Origin of the sequence: Sphingobium sp. AP50, from assembly GCF_900109095.1 — a bacterium.
GTDB lineage: Bacteria > Pseudomonadota > Alphaproteobacteria > Sphingomonadales > Sphingomonadaceae > Sphingobium.
This window is the reverse complement of sequence record NZ_FNYZ01000002.1, coordinates 306,635-321,482: the sequence shown is the minus strand read 5'-3', so window position 1 is coordinate 321,482 and position 14,848 is coordinate 306,635. Positions and strand designations below refer to the sequence as shown.

Annotated in this window: 15 protein-coding genes; 3 read left to right on the top strand and 12 right to left on the bottom strand. The window is 65.7% G+C overall.

Features of this window, described 5'->3' with window-relative positions:
* Positions 1-63 precede the first annotated feature (63 nt).
* The 6 genes from ribH to BMY84_RS07430 all read right to left on the bottom strand — a co-directional run bounded on the left by ribH (position 64) and on the right by BMY84_RS07430 (position 4,990).
* Positions 64-486 carry a 6,7-dimethyl-8-ribityllumazine synthase gene (gene ribH, locus BMY84_RS07455; RefSeq protein WP_093082484.1) on the bottom strand — a complete coding sequence of 141 codons (423 nt, stop codon included), beginning with the start codon at positions 484-486 and terminating at the stop codon, positions 64-66.
* 13 nt (positions 487-499) lie between these two features.
* A complete protein-coding gene (gene ribB, locus BMY84_RS07450) occupies positions 500-1,783 on the bottom strand; it encodes a 3,4-dihydroxy-2-butanone-4-phosphate synthase (RefSeq protein ID WP_093082481.1) in 1,284 nt (427 codons plus the stop codon).
* A gap of 68 nt (positions 1,784-1,851) precedes the next feature.
* A complete protein-coding gene (locus tag BMY84_RS07445; protein ID WP_093082479.1) occupies positions 1,852-2,466 on the bottom strand; it encodes a riboflavin synthase in 615 nt (204 codons plus the stop codon).
* A 104-nt stretch (positions 2,467-2,570) separates the two neighbouring features.
* Positions 2,571-3,560, bottom strand: coding sequence for a bifunctional diaminohydroxyphosphoribosylaminopyrimidine deaminase/5-amino-6-(5-phosphoribosylamino)uracil reductase RibD (ribD, locus tag BMY84_RS07440; RefSeq protein ID WP_256215147.1), 990 nt, complete (start codon positions 3,558-3,560; stop codon positions 2,571-2,573).
* 11 nt (positions 3,561-3,571) lie between these two features.
* Positions 3,572-4,096, bottom strand: coding sequence for a hypothetical protein (locus tag BMY84_RS07435; RefSeq protein WP_093082777.1), 525 nt, complete (start codon positions 4,094-4,096; stop codon positions 3,572-3,574).
* 186 nt (positions 4,097-4,282) lie between these two features.
* Complete coding sequence (locus BMY84_RS07430; protein WP_256215126.1) at positions 4,283-4,990, bottom strand: energy transducer TonB; 708 nt, start codon at positions 4,988-4,990, stop codon at positions 4,283-4,285.
* A gap of 211 nt (positions 4,991-5,201) precedes the next feature.
* Here BMY84_RS07430 and BMY84_RS07425 point away from each other — a divergent pair, with 211 nt between their 5' ends.
* Positions 5,202-5,786 (top strand): hypothetical protein, encoded by a 585-nt coding sequence (locus BMY84_RS07425; protein WP_093082474.1) that lies wholly within the window; start codon positions 5,202-5,204, stop codon positions 5,784-5,786.
* 280 nt (positions 5,787-6,066) lie between these two features.
* On the opposite strand, the gene BMY84_RS07420 is transcribed toward BMY84_RS07425, so the two are convergent.
* From BMY84_RS07420 to BMY84_RS07410, 3 genes are all read right to left on the bottom strand, one after another.
* Positions 6,067-7,332: a DUF445 domain-containing protein gene (locus tag BMY84_RS07420; RefSeq protein WP_093082772.1), complete on the bottom strand. Its 1,266-nt coding sequence runs from the start codon at positions 7,330-7,332 to the stop codon at positions 6,067-6,069.
* Positions 7,333-7,402: 70 nt separating this feature from the next.
* The gene (locus tag BMY84_RS07415) at positions 7,403-10,573 is read right to left on the bottom strand and encodes an efflux RND transporter permease subunit (protein WP_093082471.1); all 3,171 of its coding nucleotides are present in this window, start codon (positions 10,571-10,573) and stop codon (positions 7,403-7,405) included.
* 114 nt (positions 10,574-10,687) lie between these two features.
* Entirely contained in the window at positions 10,688-11,857 is a 1,170-nt protein-coding gene (locus tag BMY84_RS07410; protein WP_093082469.1) for an efflux RND transporter periplasmic adaptor subunit, read from the bottom strand.
* A gap of 239 nt (positions 11,858-12,096) precedes the next feature.
* On the opposite strand from BMY84_RS07410, the gene BMY84_RS07405 reads away from it, so the two are divergent.
* Positions 12,097-12,345, top strand: a complete 249-nt coding sequence (locus BMY84_RS07405) for a GlsB/YeaQ/YmgE family stress response membrane protein (RefSeq protein WP_093082466.1) — start codon at positions 12,097-12,099, stop codon at positions 12,343-12,345.
* A gap of 63 nt (positions 12,346-12,408) precedes the next feature.
* Here BMY84_RS07405 and BMY84_RS07400 read toward each other — a convergent pair whose 3' ends face one another.
* The 3 genes from BMY84_RS07400 to BMY84_RS07390 all read right to left on the bottom strand — a co-directional run bounded on the left by BMY84_RS07400 (position 12,409) and on the right by BMY84_RS07390 (position 13,575).
* Positions 12,409-12,663, bottom strand: a complete 255-nt coding sequence (locus BMY84_RS07400; RefSeq protein WP_093082464.1) for a GlsB/YeaQ/YmgE family stress response membrane protein — start codon at positions 12,661-12,663, stop codon at positions 12,409-12,411.
* A gap of 207 nt (positions 12,664-12,870) precedes the next feature.
* Positions 12,871-13,170 (bottom strand): CtrA inhibitor SciP, encoded by a 300-nt coding sequence (locus BMY84_RS07395; RefSeq protein ID WP_037476500.1) that lies wholly within the window; start codon positions 13,168-13,170, stop codon positions 12,871-12,873.
* 105 nt (positions 13,171-13,275) lie between these two features.
* Positions 13,276-13,575 (bottom strand): hypothetical protein, encoded by a 300-nt coding sequence (locus BMY84_RS07390; protein ID WP_093082461.1) that lies wholly within the window; start codon positions 13,573-13,575, stop codon positions 13,276-13,278.
* Between the two features lie 164 nt (positions 13,576-13,739).
* On the opposite strand from BMY84_RS07390, the gene mnmA reads away from it, so the two are divergent.
* Positions 13,740-14,846, top strand: a complete 1,107-nt coding sequence (gene mnmA / locus BMY84_RS07385) for a tRNA 2-thiouridine(34) synthase MnmA (protein WP_093082459.1) — start codon at positions 13,740-13,742, stop codon at positions 14,844-14,846.
* The last annotated feature ends 2 nt before the right edge of the window (positions 14,847-14,848 follow it).

Genomic DNA, 14,848 nt, shown 5'->3' with positions numbered 1-14,848 from the left:
GTACAAAAAAAGGGGCGGCTCCACCCGGAACCGCCCCCTCCTTATTCCCAAGTCGCGCCTCAATCAGGCGCCGAACCGTTCCCGCAAGCCCAGCATGGCGATCGCCGCCTTGGCTGCTTCGCCACCCTTGTCCTTCTGGTCGGGGCGGGCGCGGACCAGCGCCTGTTCTTCATTCTCGACGGTCAGGATGCCGTTGCCGATCGGGATCGCATCCATGCTCAGCGCCATCAGGCCGCGCGCGCTTTCGTTCGACACCACTTCGAAATGATAGGTCTCGCCGCGGATCACCACGCCGATCGCGACGAAGCCGTCATAGCGGCCGGTTTCCGCCGCCAGCGCCACCGCACCGGGGATTTCCAGCGCGCCCGGCACCGTAATCACCTCATATTTATGGCCGGCCTCGTCCAGCGCCGCCTTCGCGCCTTCGATCAGCAGGTCGTTGAGATGGTCGTAGAAGCGGGCTTCGACGATCAGGAATTTCGCCATGATATAAGGTTCCTTACAGCTCGATCGGGCGCTGCCCAACCACGGAGAGGTCATAGCCGTCAAGCGCGATCAGGCTGTGCTGGGTGTTGGACAGCAGGATCATGTCATGCACGCCCAGTTCGGCGAGCAACTGCGCGCCCACGCCATAGTTACGCAATTCGTCCATCCCGGCCGGTGCCTTGCCCGCATGGGCATCGACGCAGCGGGTGACGAAGCCGCCATCCTCATTGCCGGTCAGGATGACGATCAGGCCGGAGCCTTCGCGACCGATAATCTCCATCGATCGGGCGAGCAGGTCGCCGCGCGGCCCTTCCGCACCATAGACATCGTCCAGCAGCGACAATTGATGCATGCGCACCAGCGTCGGTTGGTCGGGGACGACATGGCCCTTCTGCAACACCAGCTGTTCGCTCTGCGTCGCCTTGTTATAGAAGCTGATCGCCTTCCAGTCGCCGCCCCACTTGCTGTGGAAGGTCGTTTCCGACCGGCGCTCGACCATATGGTCGTGGCGACGGCGATAGGCGATCAGGTCACGGATCGTGCCGATCTTCAGCTTGTGCTTCTGGGCGAAGACGATCAGGTCGTCCAGCCGCGCCATCGTGCCGTCATCCTTCATCACTTCGCAGATGACGCCCGACGGGTTGAGGCCGGCCAGCCGTGCGACGTCCACAGCCGCTTCGGTATGGCCGGTGCGCACTAGCACGCCGCCATCCCTGGCGATCAGCGGGAAGACGTGGCCGGGCGTGACGATGTCCGCCTTGCCCTTGGCGCCGTCGATCGCGACCGAGACGGTGCGCGCCCGGTCGGCAGCGCTGATGCCGGTGGTCACGCCTTCGCGCGCCTCGATCGACACGGTGAAGGCGGTTTCGTGCCGGGTGCCGTTGTTGCGGCTCATCAGGTCCAGGCCCAGATGCTCGATCCGCTGGCGCGTCATCGCCAGACAGATGAGGCCACGGCCGTGGGTAGCCATGAAATTGATCGCGTCGGGCGTCGCCATCTGCGCGGGGATGACCAGATCGCCCTCATTCTCGCGATCCTCGTCATCGACCAGAATGAACATGCGGCCGTTGCGGGCTTCGTTGATGATTTCTTCGGGACTCGCGAGCGCGGTGCCGCCCTCGCGCTTGAGCAGATAGGCTTCCAGCTTGCCCAGTGTGTCCGCCGTCGGGTTCCAGTCGCTTTCGCCCAGCTTGCGCAGGCTGTTGGCGTGCAGGCCGGCGGCGCGCGCCAGACCGGATCGGGACATGCCGCCATCGGTGACGAGGCTGCGGACGGAATCGAGAAGTGCGGATGACATGATAAACTCCTTCCCCCGACGGGATGGTAGTCATATCACACTGCAATGTGAATATTTCAAGCAAGAAATCACATGCCGCGGTTGCGAAGGCTCTGCATCCGGTCGAGATAGCGGGCCAGCACATCGATCTCCAGATTGAAGGCGCGCCCGTCAGCCAGTTGGTCCAGCGTGGTTGCAGCGGCTGTGTGCGGAATGATGTTCAGGCCGAAATGCACGCCGCCATCGGCCTGATCTTCGACGGCATTGACCGTCAGCGAAATGCCGTCGACCGTGATCGATCCCTTGGCCGCCAGCGCCGCCGCCAGTTCCCGTGGCGCGCGGATGACCAGCCGGGTCGAATCGCCTTCGCGGGTCGCGGACACCAGATGGCCGATGCCGTCGACATGGCCGGTCACGATATGCCCGCCCAGTTCGTCGCCGACCTTGAGAGCCCGTTCCAGATTGAGCCGTCTGCCTTCCGCCCACAGGCCCGGCGCGGTGCGTGCCACGGTTTCGGCCGACAGGTCGACCGCGAACCAGTCCGCGCCCTTCTCCACCACCGTCAGGCAAGCGCCCGAACAGGCGATCGACGCGCCGATCGCCACGCCATCCATCGCATAGGCGCAGCCGATGACCAGTCGCAGGTCGCCGCGCTGCTCATGGCTGCGAATGGTGCCGATGTCGGTGATGATGCCGGTGAACATGGATCGATCCTATTACGCAAAGTCCGTTCGGTTCGAGCTTGTCGAGAACCCGCGCGAGACGGTTCTCGACAGGCTCGAACCGAACGGAGAATTGGGAAGGGGACTTAGGCGCTCCGCGTCCGCTCGTAAACCTCCAGCCGGTCGACGCCCAGCGCGCGCGCATCGGTCGTGCGCCAGCGGTCATGCGCGTACGGCAGGTCGGCGAGGCCAATGTCGCCGATCCCGGCCAGCCCCGCGCCCACGATGATCGGCGCCCGATAGAGCATCAGCCGGTCGACCAGATCGTCCCGCAGGAAAGCGGCGGCCGTTTCCGCGCCCCCCTCCACCAGCAGATGATCGACCCGGTCGAGCGTCGCGATCTCCTCCGGCGTGCCGATCCGGTCCCAGCCTTCGGGTGCATCGCCGCGCGTCAGCAGCAACCGGCGCGGCGAACGATTCTCCAGCCCGCGCAATCGCACATCCAGCTTGGGCGCATCGGCGCGCAGCGTGCCGCCGCCTACCAATATCGCGTCATGCCGCGCCCGCTCCATATGCGCATGGGCGCGCGCATCCGGCCCGGTGATCCAGCGGCTCGATCCGTCCGCCAGCGCGATCCGCCCGTCGAGCGAGAGGCCCAGCTTCAGCGTCACATGCGGCCGCCCCAGCGTCTGGCGCAGCACGAATCCCGCCATCGCCCCGGCCGCTTCCTGCGCCATCAGCCCCATCTCGACCGCTATGCCCCGGTCGCGCAGCCAGGCCGCGCCCTGTCCATCCGTGCGCGGATCGGGATCGCGCAGCGCGATCACCACGCGCGCAACGCCGGCCCGCGCCATCAGGTCGGCGCAGCGCGGTCCGCGTGGGCTCAGGTGAAAACAGGGTTCCAGCGTCACATAGGCGGTGGCGCCGCGCGCCCGGTCCATCGCCTGTTCCAGCGCCTGCGCCTCGGCATGGGGGCGGCCGCCCTTCTGGGTCCAGCCGCGCCCGACGACATGCCCGTCCTTGACGATCAGGCAGCCGACATTGGGATTGGGGGTGGAAAGCCCGCGCCCGCGCCCAGACAGCGCGATAGCAGCGGCCATATAGCGCCGGTCCTGCGCGGCGGTGGCGGCGGGCAGGGGCGGCTTGCTCAGGGCTGGGCGGCTCCGGCCGACGGTGCAGCAGCGGTCTTGGGCGCGGTCTTTTCCGCCGCTTCCGCCTTGGCCAGACGGTCGTCCAGCAGCGCGTCGATGGCCTTCACCGCTTCCTTTCGCTTGGCGGTGTTGCGCGCTTCCTCCTCGCGCCATTCGATGCCAAAGGCGTCGGCATAGCCCTGCATCTTCTTCTGGTCCTTCTGCAACGCCGCCTCGCGCTTGGCGAAATCGATCTTCTGTTGCAGGATCACCGCTGCGTCGGACCGGTTCGCGTCCCAGCTCTGGACATAGATGATCTTGTTGCGCGTTGGCATCGTGTTGGTGTTGGCGTCGACAACGAACGCCCACACGATCACCCAGGTCATCGCGACGGACAGGCCCAGCAACGGCCATTTATGCTGCCGCTGTTGACGGAAATAGCTCCAGAAATCGCCAAGCGCGCTTTTGGGGGAAACGGGACGGGGGAATATCGCCATGCCGCCCTTATAGGACAGGGCGGGCGCAGATGCAAAATGCTCCATGATGCTTCCCTTGGAAATGATGCCGCCGCTCTTCAATCCTCCCGTGCAAAGGGGAGGGGGACCATTTGCCCAGCAAATGGTGGAGGGGTGTCGCGCAGCGCTCGCACGTCGCAACTCCCCTCCATCCTTCGGCCTCACCTCGCCCTTCAGGGGGAGGATTGCCGGACGGCGACCCGGCCCTTTATCTCACTGCGTCAGCGTGAAGCGCACCGTCAGTATCTTGGTCGACGCCACCGCCACGCCATCGCGGGTGGCCGGGCGGAATCGCCATTTGCGCCTCGCGTGCCGCTCGGTCGCCAGCCAGAAACTTTCGTCGCTGGCAGACACTTTCTCGATCGCGGTAACGCGCCCTTCCGCGCTGATGGTGACGCGCACCGTCACCTTGCCTTCCACCCCCTGCCGGATCATCGCGCCGGGATAGTCGGGCTGGAACGCGGCCAGCGCGCGCGGATCGATCGACGGTTCGGTCAGCACCGGCTCGGCCATGGGCGGCGGTGGCGGCGGGATGTAGGGCTGGACCGGGCCGATGCTGGTGCCGTTGCCGCTATCCTTCGTGGCCGTCACCGTCGGATCGCCCTTGGGCAGGTCGACCACCGGATCGGTAACGGTGGGCTGCTCCCGCTGTTGCGGTTGAGTCTCGATCCTGGGATCGGCCTTCTTCTCGACCACCGGTTCGGGCGGCGGCGAGAGGGGGATATTGGTGCCTATGAAAGGCTTGTTGGTGATGACCTCGATCACCTCCTTGGGGATCAGCAGGAACGCCCCGATGGCCAGCGCATGCACGGCCACCGTGCCGCCCAGCCCCAGCGGAGACTTGCGCCCCGCGCTATAGCGCGACGGTGTCTCCCCCAATGGCGCTCCACCCCGTCCCGTTCCCGTCATCATGAGTCGCATCGTCCGGCTCCTCTGTCTGTCGCATCCTCTGTTTCCCACAGGTCCGTCTGTTGCGAAGATTGCGGTGGGAATGAAATGATACAACATCAAATAATGATATGTTGCAACATTAAATTTTGAACATTGCAACAATGCTGCTGCATCCGGACATATGGCGGCAAAGCGGGGGTGCGAGGGGAATCGCAAAGAGGGCGGGCCTTCAGGAGACTCCATGCATCTGCCGAAATATCTTCTAGCTGTCTCACTCGCTGTCTCGGCCCCGCTCGCCGCCCAGCCTGCCGCGCCGCAGGACGGCCCATGGGCGGCCGATGCCGATGGCGACGGGCGCATCACCCGCGATGAAATGGCCGCCTATATGGATCGGCGCTTCGGCCTGATGGATCAGGATGGCGACGGGCTGGTGCCGGTGCAGACGATGCAACGCATGCTCGGCCATGAACCGCAGGAGCGCGCCGCCGGTCAGGACGGCCAGAAGGGTCACAAGGGGCGCGGCGGACCGGGTGGTCCCGGTGGTGGTGGTGGCCCCGGCGGGCCTCCGCCCGGTGGCCCGCCTCCCGGAGGCAAGGCGCCAAAGGACGACCGTGCCGAGGGCGGACCACCGCCGGGCCGGGCCATGCCCTATCCGGAAGATGCCAATGATGATGGCCAGATCGACCGCACCGAATTTCTCGCGCCCGCCTTTGCCATGTTCACCGACATGGATCGCAATGGCGATGGCGTGTTGACCGCTGATGAATTGCCGCCACCCCCGCCGCCGCCCGGATCGGACGGGGAGGGGCCGCCGCCGCGCGACTGACCGATGATCGGAAGGGCGGGCGATGCGATCACATCCTCCGCCGTGCCCTTTGTCTTTGCCTTGCCCATCATGTCAGATCGATCGCCCCGGCCGATCTGACACCGACCTAGGAACTGGCCGACTCTCTCCTCTGCGCGGCCGGTTCCGCCGGAGCGCGCCGTTTGGCCCGGCGCGCTCCGGCACATGATTGGAGAACGGCACCGGCCCGCACCCCACCCGGCCACCCATATGATACTGCCGTTGGGTGGCCGGGTGGGGGGGCGGGCCGGTGCGGCCTTACCTATAAAAACGTATCGATCGTGTGGATCGCCAGCCCCACCAGCCCGCCTACCAGCGTGCCGTTGATGCGGATATATTGCAGGTCGCGCCCGACCGCATGTTCCAGCCGACTGGTGACGGTGCCGGCATCCCATCCGCGTACCGTGTCGCTGACCAGCCGGACGATCGCGTCGCCATAGCTGGCCGCCGCGCCCACCGCCGCGCGGCGGACGAAGCGGTTGATCACCAGTCGCAACCGCGCCTCCTGCTGCAAGGTGCCGCCCAGTGCGCGCAACGCCTCGCCCAGCCGCCCCGCCATCGCCTTGCCCGGATCGCGCACCGCGCGCAGCAGGCCGGCCCGCGCCTGTTCCCACAATCCGTCGATCCAGCGCTGCATCGCCGGATTATCGACAATCTCGTCGCGCAGCTTCGCCACCTTGGCCTGCATCTCCAGATCAAATTGCAGGTCGAAGGCCAGCTTGGCCATGCCTTCCTCCGCCTTCAGGCGCAGCGGATGGCCGGGATCCTGCGCCATGTCGGCCAGCATCTTGCGCAGGCCGTTCAGGATCGCATTGGCCAGATTCTCGTCCAGCCCGGTCCAGCGCAGCACCTTGCCCGCGCGCTCCTGAATCATCTGGCGGATCAGATGCTCATTGCCCTCCAGTGTGCGGTCGGCCCAATGGACGATCGCGTCCATCACCGGGGCATGGCGCCCGTCCCGCATCGCCGCCTCGATCGCCTGTCCGACCAGCGGCCCCATGTTGATCGCGCGCAGCCGCTGGCCGATCGCGCCCTTCACCATGCCGCCCAGCCGTTCCTGATCCAGCGCCTCCAATATGTCGGCGATCAGGCGGGATGCGCCCTCGCGCAGCCGCCCGTCGCCGGCGGATGGACTGGCGAGGAAGCGCCCTGCCGCCGCCGCCACGTCCATATGCCGCATCCGGCGGGCGACGACGGCGGGGGTCAGGAAATTGTCGCGCAGGAAGGCGGCCAGCGTATCGCCGATCCGGTCCTTGTTGTGCGGAATGATCGCGGTATGCGGGATCGGCAGGCCCAGCGGATGACGGAACAGGGCGGTGACCGCGAACCAGTCGGCCAGCCCGCCCACCATCGCCGCTTCGGCAAAGGCCTGCACGAATCCGATGGCGGGGTGCAGATGCGCGGTGGCGCGTGCGCCGATGAAGATCGCCGCCATCGCCACAAGCATGCCCGTCGCGAATAATCGCATCCCCCGCGCAGGATGCGGGGTCAGCAGGGTCCGGGATCGAGGCAGGCGGAGCAGCGTCATGACCGTCAAACGGTTACGCGGCCGTTTCGTTCAGGCAAGGCCTTCTTTTGCCCCGCCTGAACGACTCTAGTCATTCCGCCGGATGGATAGCGCCGCGCACCGGCTTGCCATCATCGCCCGGCTTGTAGGTCAGCAGGCCGCGGCCCAGACGCGGGCCCATCCAGCTTTCGAGCCCAATCGCCAGGCTGAAGATCGCCGGCACGATCACCAGCGTCAGCACCGTCGACAGCAACAGGCCGCCGATCACCGTGATGCCCATCGGCGCGCGCCAGGCGGCGTCACCCGACAACGACAGGGCGGTCGGCACCATGCCCGCCACCATCGCGACCGTGGTCATGACGATCGGCTGGGCGCGCTTATGCCCTGCGTCGATGATCGCCTCCTTCTTGGGCACGCCCTTCTCCATTTCCTCTAGGGCGAAGTCGATCACGAGGATGGAGTTTTTCGCGACGATGCCCAGCAGCATCAGCATGCCGATGAACACCGGCATCGACACCGGCTGGCCCGCAATGTGCAGCGCCAGCGCGCCGCCCAGCGGCGCCAGCAGCAGCGAGCCCAGATTGACGAAGGGCGGCATCAGACGCTTGTACAGCAGGGTCAGCACCGCCAGCACCAGCAGGATGCCGGAGAAGACGGCGATGATGAAGTTCTGGATCATCTCCGCCTGCCATTTGGCGTCGCCTGCGTTCAGTTTCTGCACGCCCTGCACCTTGCCGGCGAGAATATCCTTCATCAGCGGCAGGGCGTTGATCTTCACCATCGCCTGACTGGTCACGACACCCGGCGCCAGATCCGCACCCACCACGATCCGGCGAATCTGGTTATAGCGGCGTATCTGCGTCGGACCCGCGCCAAAGCTGATGTCGGCCACGACCTTCAGCGGCACCGATCCGCCCGAAACCGTCGGCACCGGCATATTCTCGATCGTGGCGATGTCCTTGCGGCTGTCTTCCGCAATGGCCACGCGGATCGGGATCTGGCGGTCCGACAGGGAGAATTTGGCGCTGTTCTGGTCGATATCGCCGATCGTCGCGATACGGATCGACTGGCTGAGCGCGGAGGTGGTGACCCCCAGGCTGGCGGCCAGGTCCAGGCGCGGTTTGATGATGATCTCTGGCCGCTGCATGTCGCCCTGCACGCGCGGTGCGCGCAGTTCGGGGATGCGGGCCATCTCATGCACCAGCTGGTTGGCGGTCTTTTCCAGCAGTTCCGGATCGTCGGACCCGAACATCATGATGATGTCGCGGCCGAAACCGCCGCCCGACTGCGACTGGAAATTGACCCGTGCGTCGGCAACGGTCTGGAATTTCGGGGCGACCTTGCGTTCCCAGTCGACCGAACTGATCGGCCGGTCCTTCTTCAGCGTCAGGAAGATGTCGGCGCTGGCCGGTTCGATATCGGCAAAGGCGGCGTCGACCACATCCTTGTCCGCCGCCAGCATGTCCGCGACCTTGCGGGTGATGGCGGTGGTCTGTTCCAGCGTGCTGCCCGGCACCGTCTCGATCTTCACCTGACTGAAATCGGTATTGGTCGTCGGCTGGAAAGTCATGGGCAGGGTCGCAAAGGCGACGATGGTCGCCAGAAACGCGCCGATGCCCATGCCCAGCGTCCACACGCGATGATCGGTGAAGAAGGCGGCAATCCGGTTGCCAAAGCCGCCGCGCGCGCGCCGCTGCTTCGCCTTGCGATCGTCCAGCGACCAGCGCAGCACGCCCATATAGCGGTCCATCAGCCAGCCTTCGCCATGGCTTTCCTCGCCATGGGCCTTCAGGAAATAGGCGGCGATCATCGGCGTGATCAGGCGCGCCACGGCCAGGCTCATCAGCACGGATACGACCACGGTCATGCCGAACTGGATGAAAAACTGCCCCGCCAGACCCGGCATCATCGCCACCGGCAGGAACACCGCGACGATCGCCATGGTGGTGGCCAGCACCGCCAGCCCGATCTCGTCCGCCGCGTCGATCGACGCCTGATAGGCGCTTTTGCCCATGCGCATATGGCGCACGATATTCTCGATCTCCACGATCGCGTCATCGACCAGCACGCCCGCCACAAGGCTCAGCGCCAGCAGCGAAATGCCGTTCAGCGTGAAGCCCATCATGTCCATGAACCAGAAGGACGGGATGGCCGACAGCGGGATCGCCAGCGCCGAAATCATCGTCGCGCGCCAGTCGCGCAGAAACAGGAAGACGATCACGACCGCCAGCACCGCGCCCTCGATCATCGCCGACATGGCGCTGTGATACTGGCCTTTGGTATATTCGACGCTGGTGTAGAGCTGCTTGAAATGGATCTTGGGATTTTCCTGCTGCAGCTTGTCCAGCACCTTCATGGCTTCGTCATAGACGGTGACGTCGGACGATCCCTTGGCTTTTTCCATGCTGAAACTGGTGACCTGCCGCCCGTTCATCAGCGACAGGTTGCGCTGTTCGGCATACATGTCGCGCACGGTCGCCAGATCGGACAGCTTGACCGTGCGGGCGCCGGAAATGGCGATCTGCGTGTCGCCCAGGGTGCGGGCGCTGGTCGCATTGCCCAGCACGCGGATCGATTGCTCCGCCCCGGCGATTTCGGTCCGGCCGCCCGCTGCGTTCAGGTTCACCTGCTGCAACTGCGCATTCACCTGCGCGGCGGTGACGCCATAGGCCTGTAGCTTGGCCGGGTCCAGAATGACGCGGATTTCGCGGCTCACGCCGCCGCCGCGCTTGACCGCCGCCATGCCGCTGATCGACAGCAGCCGCTTGGCGACCGTATTGTCGACATACCAGGACAGTTCCTCCAGCGTCATGTCGGTCGCTTCGGCGCTGAAATAGGCGATCGGGCCGCCATCCACGTCGATGCGCTGGACCTGCGGTTCCAAAATGCCGTCGGGCAGGTCGCTGCGGATCTGGTCCACCGCATTCTTCACGTCCGACACGGCCCGGTCGACCGGCGTGCCGATCTGGAACTGGACGTTGGTCAGCGACTGGCCTTCGGATGCGAAGGAAGAAATTTCGTCGACGCCACTGATGCCGCGCACCGCCGCCTCGACCCGCTGCGTCACCTGCGTTTCCAGCTCGGTCGGGGCCGCGCCGGGCTGCGACACGGTGACGCTGACCATCGGGAAGCTGACGTCGGGGTTGTTGTTGACGTCCATCCGCATGAAACTGATGATGCCCGCGATGCACAAAGCGGCGAACAGCACCAGCGGTGTCACCGGATTGCGGATCGCCCATGCGGAAATATTGCGAAAATTCATCACGGCTTCCTTCGCCGGACGCGCAGCGCGTCCCGATCCATCCTATCCTGCCCGCGTTGCCGCGCGCCGGGCCGCCTTTTCTCGGGGTGTGCGCGAAGGGCGCGCCATCACCCGTCAGCGGCCCTTCATCAACTCCGGCTTCACCTTCTGCCCCGGCGTCAGGAAGGCGCCGGCGGAGGTGACGATGCTCTCCGCGCCGGTCACGCCGCTGGTCAGCGCCACGCCTGCGTCGGACACCTGGCCCACGGTCACGTCGCGCCGTTCCACCTGCCCCTTGGCATTGACGATATAGACATAGCTGCCCTTGGGGTCGCTCTGTACCGCCGATTCCGGGACCAGCGGCGCAGCGCCCGATCCGCTGGTGATCGTCGCCGACGCAAAGCCGCCGGGCCGGATCGCCGGATTATAGGGGATGGCGAGGCGGGCGATGCCCTGCCGCGTCTGCGGGTCGACCACGGGCGACACCTGCCACACGCGACCGGCAAAATGGGCGGTGCTGCCGACCGGCGTCACCGACGCGCTGTTGCCGGGGCGCAGCGTCGCCAGATCGCTTTCGGCGACCTGGGCCTGCATTTCCATCTCGCCATCCTTGGCCATACGGAACAGCGTGCCGCCCCCGGCCTGAACGATCTGGCCGGGCTCGATCGTGCGGGTCAGCACCAGCCCTGCGGCGGGCGCGCGAATGTCCAGCCGACCGGTGCGGGCCTGCTGCTCGGCGAGCTGCGCGGCGGCCACGCGCACCTGCGCATCGGCCTGATCGCGGGTGGCGGTGCGCTGATCGATATCGGCGGCGCTGATGAAGCCGCGGCCGACCAGCGCCTTGGCGCGATCGAGCTGCGCTTGCGCCAGCTTGGCGTTGGCGCGCTGCACTTCCAGCTGCGCGGCGAGCGATCGGACCTGTTCGACCTGTACGGAGCGTTCGACCGTCGCCAGCACCTGTCCGGCGCGGACCCAGTCACCCGGCTGCACCAGCACCCGCGTCACCATGCCGCCTTCGCCGATCACGCCGACCGGCATGTCGACCCGCGCGGCCAGCGATCCGGTGGCGGTCACGGTGCGGGCGACCGTGGACAGGCCAGGGCGGAGCACGGTGACGACCGGCACCTGTGCGGTCGCGGCGGGCGTTGCCGCCTTGTCGCCTCGCATCGAAATCGCTGCCGCTACGGCAACCAGCGCAATGGCCACGCCGCCGCCGATCAGCAGCAACCGCTTGCGCCGACGGCGCGCTTCATCCTCGTCCGCGACGATCACCGTGTCGCCCAGCAACTGGGTTTCGTAATTCATGCCGTTTCCATCTCTCCGGCGCTTCGCCTTTGCTGGCGACTGTGTTATATGAATATAGCACCGCCCTCAACCCCCAATATCATGGTTCAAAGTGAAACGGCAAAGCCATAATGCAGGAGAAACAGGGGGAGGAACGGCGGGTCGCCTTCGTTCATGATGATGTCGCAACGACTTGTCAGATGGTCGGCTGATGGCGCAGGACAGGACGTGGGTCGCGCCACGATGGAAAGAGACGGACGATGGATTTGCTGGGTTGGATCATTGTCGGCCTGCTCGCCGGCGCACTGGCGCGGCTGATCATGCCGGGGCGCGACCCCGGCGGCTGCATCGTGACCATTTTGCTGGGGATTGCCGGCGCCCTGCTGGCCGGTTTCGTCGGGCGCCTCGCGGGCTTCTATCTGCCGGGCGAACGGGCAGGATTCATCGCGGCCGTGCTGGGATCGGTGGCGGTGCTGGCGCTCTATCGCTGGTTCGTCGCGCGACGGTAACTTATGCAAAAAGGGCCGCGCCAACCCGTGGCGCGGCCCTTTGCTGTTGTCGAAACGGTAGGATCAGCGCACCGACCCGCGTCGCACCAGATTGACGATCGCCAGCAGGATGATCGCACCGACCAGCGACACCAGGAAGCTGTAGAGCGTCAGCCCTTCGTTGATGGAACCGCCGCTGAAGATCAGGCCGCCGATGAAGGCGCCGACGATGCCGACGACGATATTCAGCAGGATGCCCTGCTGTGCATCGGTGCGCATGACCATGCTGGCAAGCCAGCCGATGATGCCGCCGACGATAAGCCACAAGATGATGCCCATGTTAATCTCCTAAACCACGCCCGTGGGGTTGGGGTGCGGAATAAACGGGGCAGGGGGCATCGCGTTCCCTGGTCGAAAAATGATTCCGGTCGTGAAACCATCCCGGCCCTGCGCCGTTTTGGCGCGCCGGTTGCGTCGCGCACGAAAAAGGCCGCCGGAACGCCCGGCGGCCTTTTTTCTGTTTGCGACCCTAATATGAGGGTGTGATCAATATTTTTGCTGCCGCTCATAGAGCGACTTATAATATTGGATGCGCGTGACGCGCAGGCCGTGCATGCCCGACCGGTCGACCGCGCGCTGCCAGCCGGCAAATTCTTCCAGCGTCAGATTATAGCGGGCGCAGGCTTCGTCCACCGTCAGCAGACCGCCATTGACCGCAGCGACCACTTCCGCCTTGCGCCGCACGACCCAGCGGGTCGTGTCCGCCGGTGGCAGGCTATCGAGCGTCAGGGGTTCCCCGAGCGGTCCGACCACCTGAGCAGGCCTGATTTTCTGGTTCTCGATCATTCTTACCCTCAACTATGCGGCACTGGCGTTGCCGAATTCAGCCGTGAAAACCCTTATCTGCGTCAGCCCTGAACAACGGCTAAAGCCCCACGGTAAACACTGCCTTCATCTTTCCTTGCCCCCGGCTAAACGACTTGCGACCAGCGGATTAAAGCTGCCCGCGAGACGTACGGCTTCGATCTTGCCGCTGGAACGTGGCGCGAAAATTCCCGCCAGTTCCTGAATCCAGTTTTCACTCCCGTCCTGCCCCCGCAGGACGCCCGCCACCGCCTGCGCGGTGGGACTGGCCGCCTGCGCCGCCGCCGTAGCGGCCCGCAGGAACGGCCAGGCCGGAACACGCGGCCGGCTAAGCGGTCTGGTGGTGCCGGGCTTCAGCCCGCCACCCCGAAGGAAACTCAGATCCATGCAGTCTTGTGTAGGGGCTAATGGATAAGGGTCCGTAAACTCGATCAATCTTTCTCGGCTCGTTCGGGCGCGGTTTCTCGTCGATCCGTCCCGATTGGCCGCTTTGGACCGCTACCTTTTGTTAACTTTTGCGCCGCGCGGTCCGTTGCACTATATGCGCGCTCATGCAGCCCCAGTTTCAGCTATCCGAGCCGCTTGCCCAGCGGCGCATCGTCGTCGCCATGTCGGGCGGCGTGGATTCCAGCGTCGTCGCCGCCCTCGCCGCCAAGACCGGCGCGGAAGTCATCGGCGTCACGCTGCAGCTTTATGATCATGGCGCCGCCGTCGGCCGCACCGGCAGTTGCTGCGCGGGGCAGGATATTCGCGATGCCCGCGCCGTCGCCGATCGCATCGGCATCGCCCATTATGTCTTTGATTATGAAACCGCCTTCCGCGATTCGGTGATCGCCGACTTTGCGGATGAATATATGGCCGGCCGCACCCCCATCCCCTGCGTGAAGTGCAATATGGGGGTGAAGTTCACCGACCTGTTCCAGATCGCGCGCGATCTGGGTGCCGACTGCCTGGCCACCGGCCATTATGTGCAGCGAGTGGAAGGGCCTCAGGGCGCCGAACTGCACCGCGCGGCCGATCCGGCCCGCGACCAGAGCTATTTCCTGTTCGCCACGACTCAGGCGCAGCTCGATTATCTGCGTTTCCCGCTGGGCGGCCTGCCCAAGCCGCAGGTGCGCGAGATCGCCGCCGAACTGGGTCTGTCGGTAGCTTTGAAGCCCGACAGCCAGGACATCTGCTTCGTCCCCGATGGCGATTATGCCAAGATCGTGCGGAAACTGCGCCCCGATGCGGACGAAGGTGGCGATATCGTCCATGTCGATGGCCGGGTGCTGGGCCGTCACAAGGGGTTGATCCATTATACGGTCGGCCAGCGCAAGGGGCTGGAAATCGGCGGTCAGCCCGACCCGCTCTATGTCGTGCGGCTGGATGCGGAGGGGCGTCGCGTCATCGTCGGGCCGAAGGCGGCGCTGGCCGTGTCGGGCGCGATCCTGAGCGACATCAACTGGCTGGGCGGCGATTTCACCGGACCGCTCACCGCCAAGGTCCGTTCCATGGCCAGGCCCGTGCCCGCCCGGCTGGAGGGCGACCGGCTGATCTTCGACGCGCCCGAATATGGCGTGGCGCCGGGGCAGGCGGCGGTGCTCTATGCGGGCGATCGGGTGCTGGGCGGTGGCTGGATCGCCGCGACGCAGGCGGCGCTGGCGCAGGCAGCCTGATC

Bases quoted from the DNA above. Each gene is read 5' to 3' on its own strand.
- ribH (WP_093082484.1), bottom strand. From the start codon at position 486: ATGGCGAAATTCCTGATCGTCGAAGCCCGCTTCTACGACCATCTCAAC.
- ribB (WP_093082481.1), bottom strand. From the start codon at position 1,783: ATGTCATCCGCACTTCTCGATTCCGTCCGCAGCCTCGTCACCGATGGC.
- BMY84_RS07445 (WP_093082479.1), bottom strand. From the start codon at position 2,466: ATGTTCACCGGCATCATCACCGACATCGGCACCATTCGCAGCCATGAG.
- BMY84_RS07435 (WP_093082777.1), bottom strand. From the start codon at position 4,096: ATGGAGCATTTTGCATCTGCGCCCGCCCTGTCCTATAAGGGCGGCATG.
- BMY84_RS07430 (WP_256215126.1), bottom strand. From the start codon at position 4,990: ATGCGACTCATGATGACGGGAACGGGACGGGGTGGAGCGCCATTGGGG.
- BMY84_RS07425 (WP_093082474.1), top strand. From the start codon at position 5,202: ATGCATCTGCCGAAATATCTTCTAGCTGTCTCACTCGCTGTCTCGGCC.
- BMY84_RS07420 (WP_093082772.1), bottom strand. From the start codon at position 7,332: ATGACGCTGCTCCGCCTGCCTCGATCCCGGACCCTGCTGACCCCGCAT.
- BMY84_RS07415 (WP_093082471.1), bottom strand. From the start codon at position 10,573: ATGAATTTTCGCAATATTTCCGCATGGGCGATCCGCAATCCGGTGACA.
- BMY84_RS07410 (WP_093082469.1), bottom strand. From the start codon at position 11,857: ATGAATTACGAAACCCAGTTGCTGGGCGACACGGTGATCGTCGCGGAC.
- BMY84_RS07405 (WP_093082466.1), top strand. From the start codon at position 12,097: ATGGATTTGCTGGGTTGGATCATTGTCGGCCTGCTCGCCGGCGCACTG.
- BMY84_RS07400 (WP_093082464.1), bottom strand. From the start codon at position 12,663: ATGGGCATCATCTTGTGGCTTATCGTCGGCGGCATCATCGGCTGGCTT.
- BMY84_RS07395 (WP_037476500.1), bottom strand. From the start codon at position 13,170: ATGATCGAGAACCAGAAAATCAGGCCTGCTCAGGTGGTCGGACCGCTC.
- BMY84_RS07390 (WP_093082461.1), bottom strand. From the start codon at position 13,575: ATGGATCTGAGTTTCCTTCGGGGTGGCGGGCTGAAGCCCGGCACCACC.
- mnmA (WP_093082459.1), top strand. From the start codon at position 13,740: ATGCAGCCCCAGTTTCAGCTATCCGAGCCGCTTGCCCAGCGGCGCATC.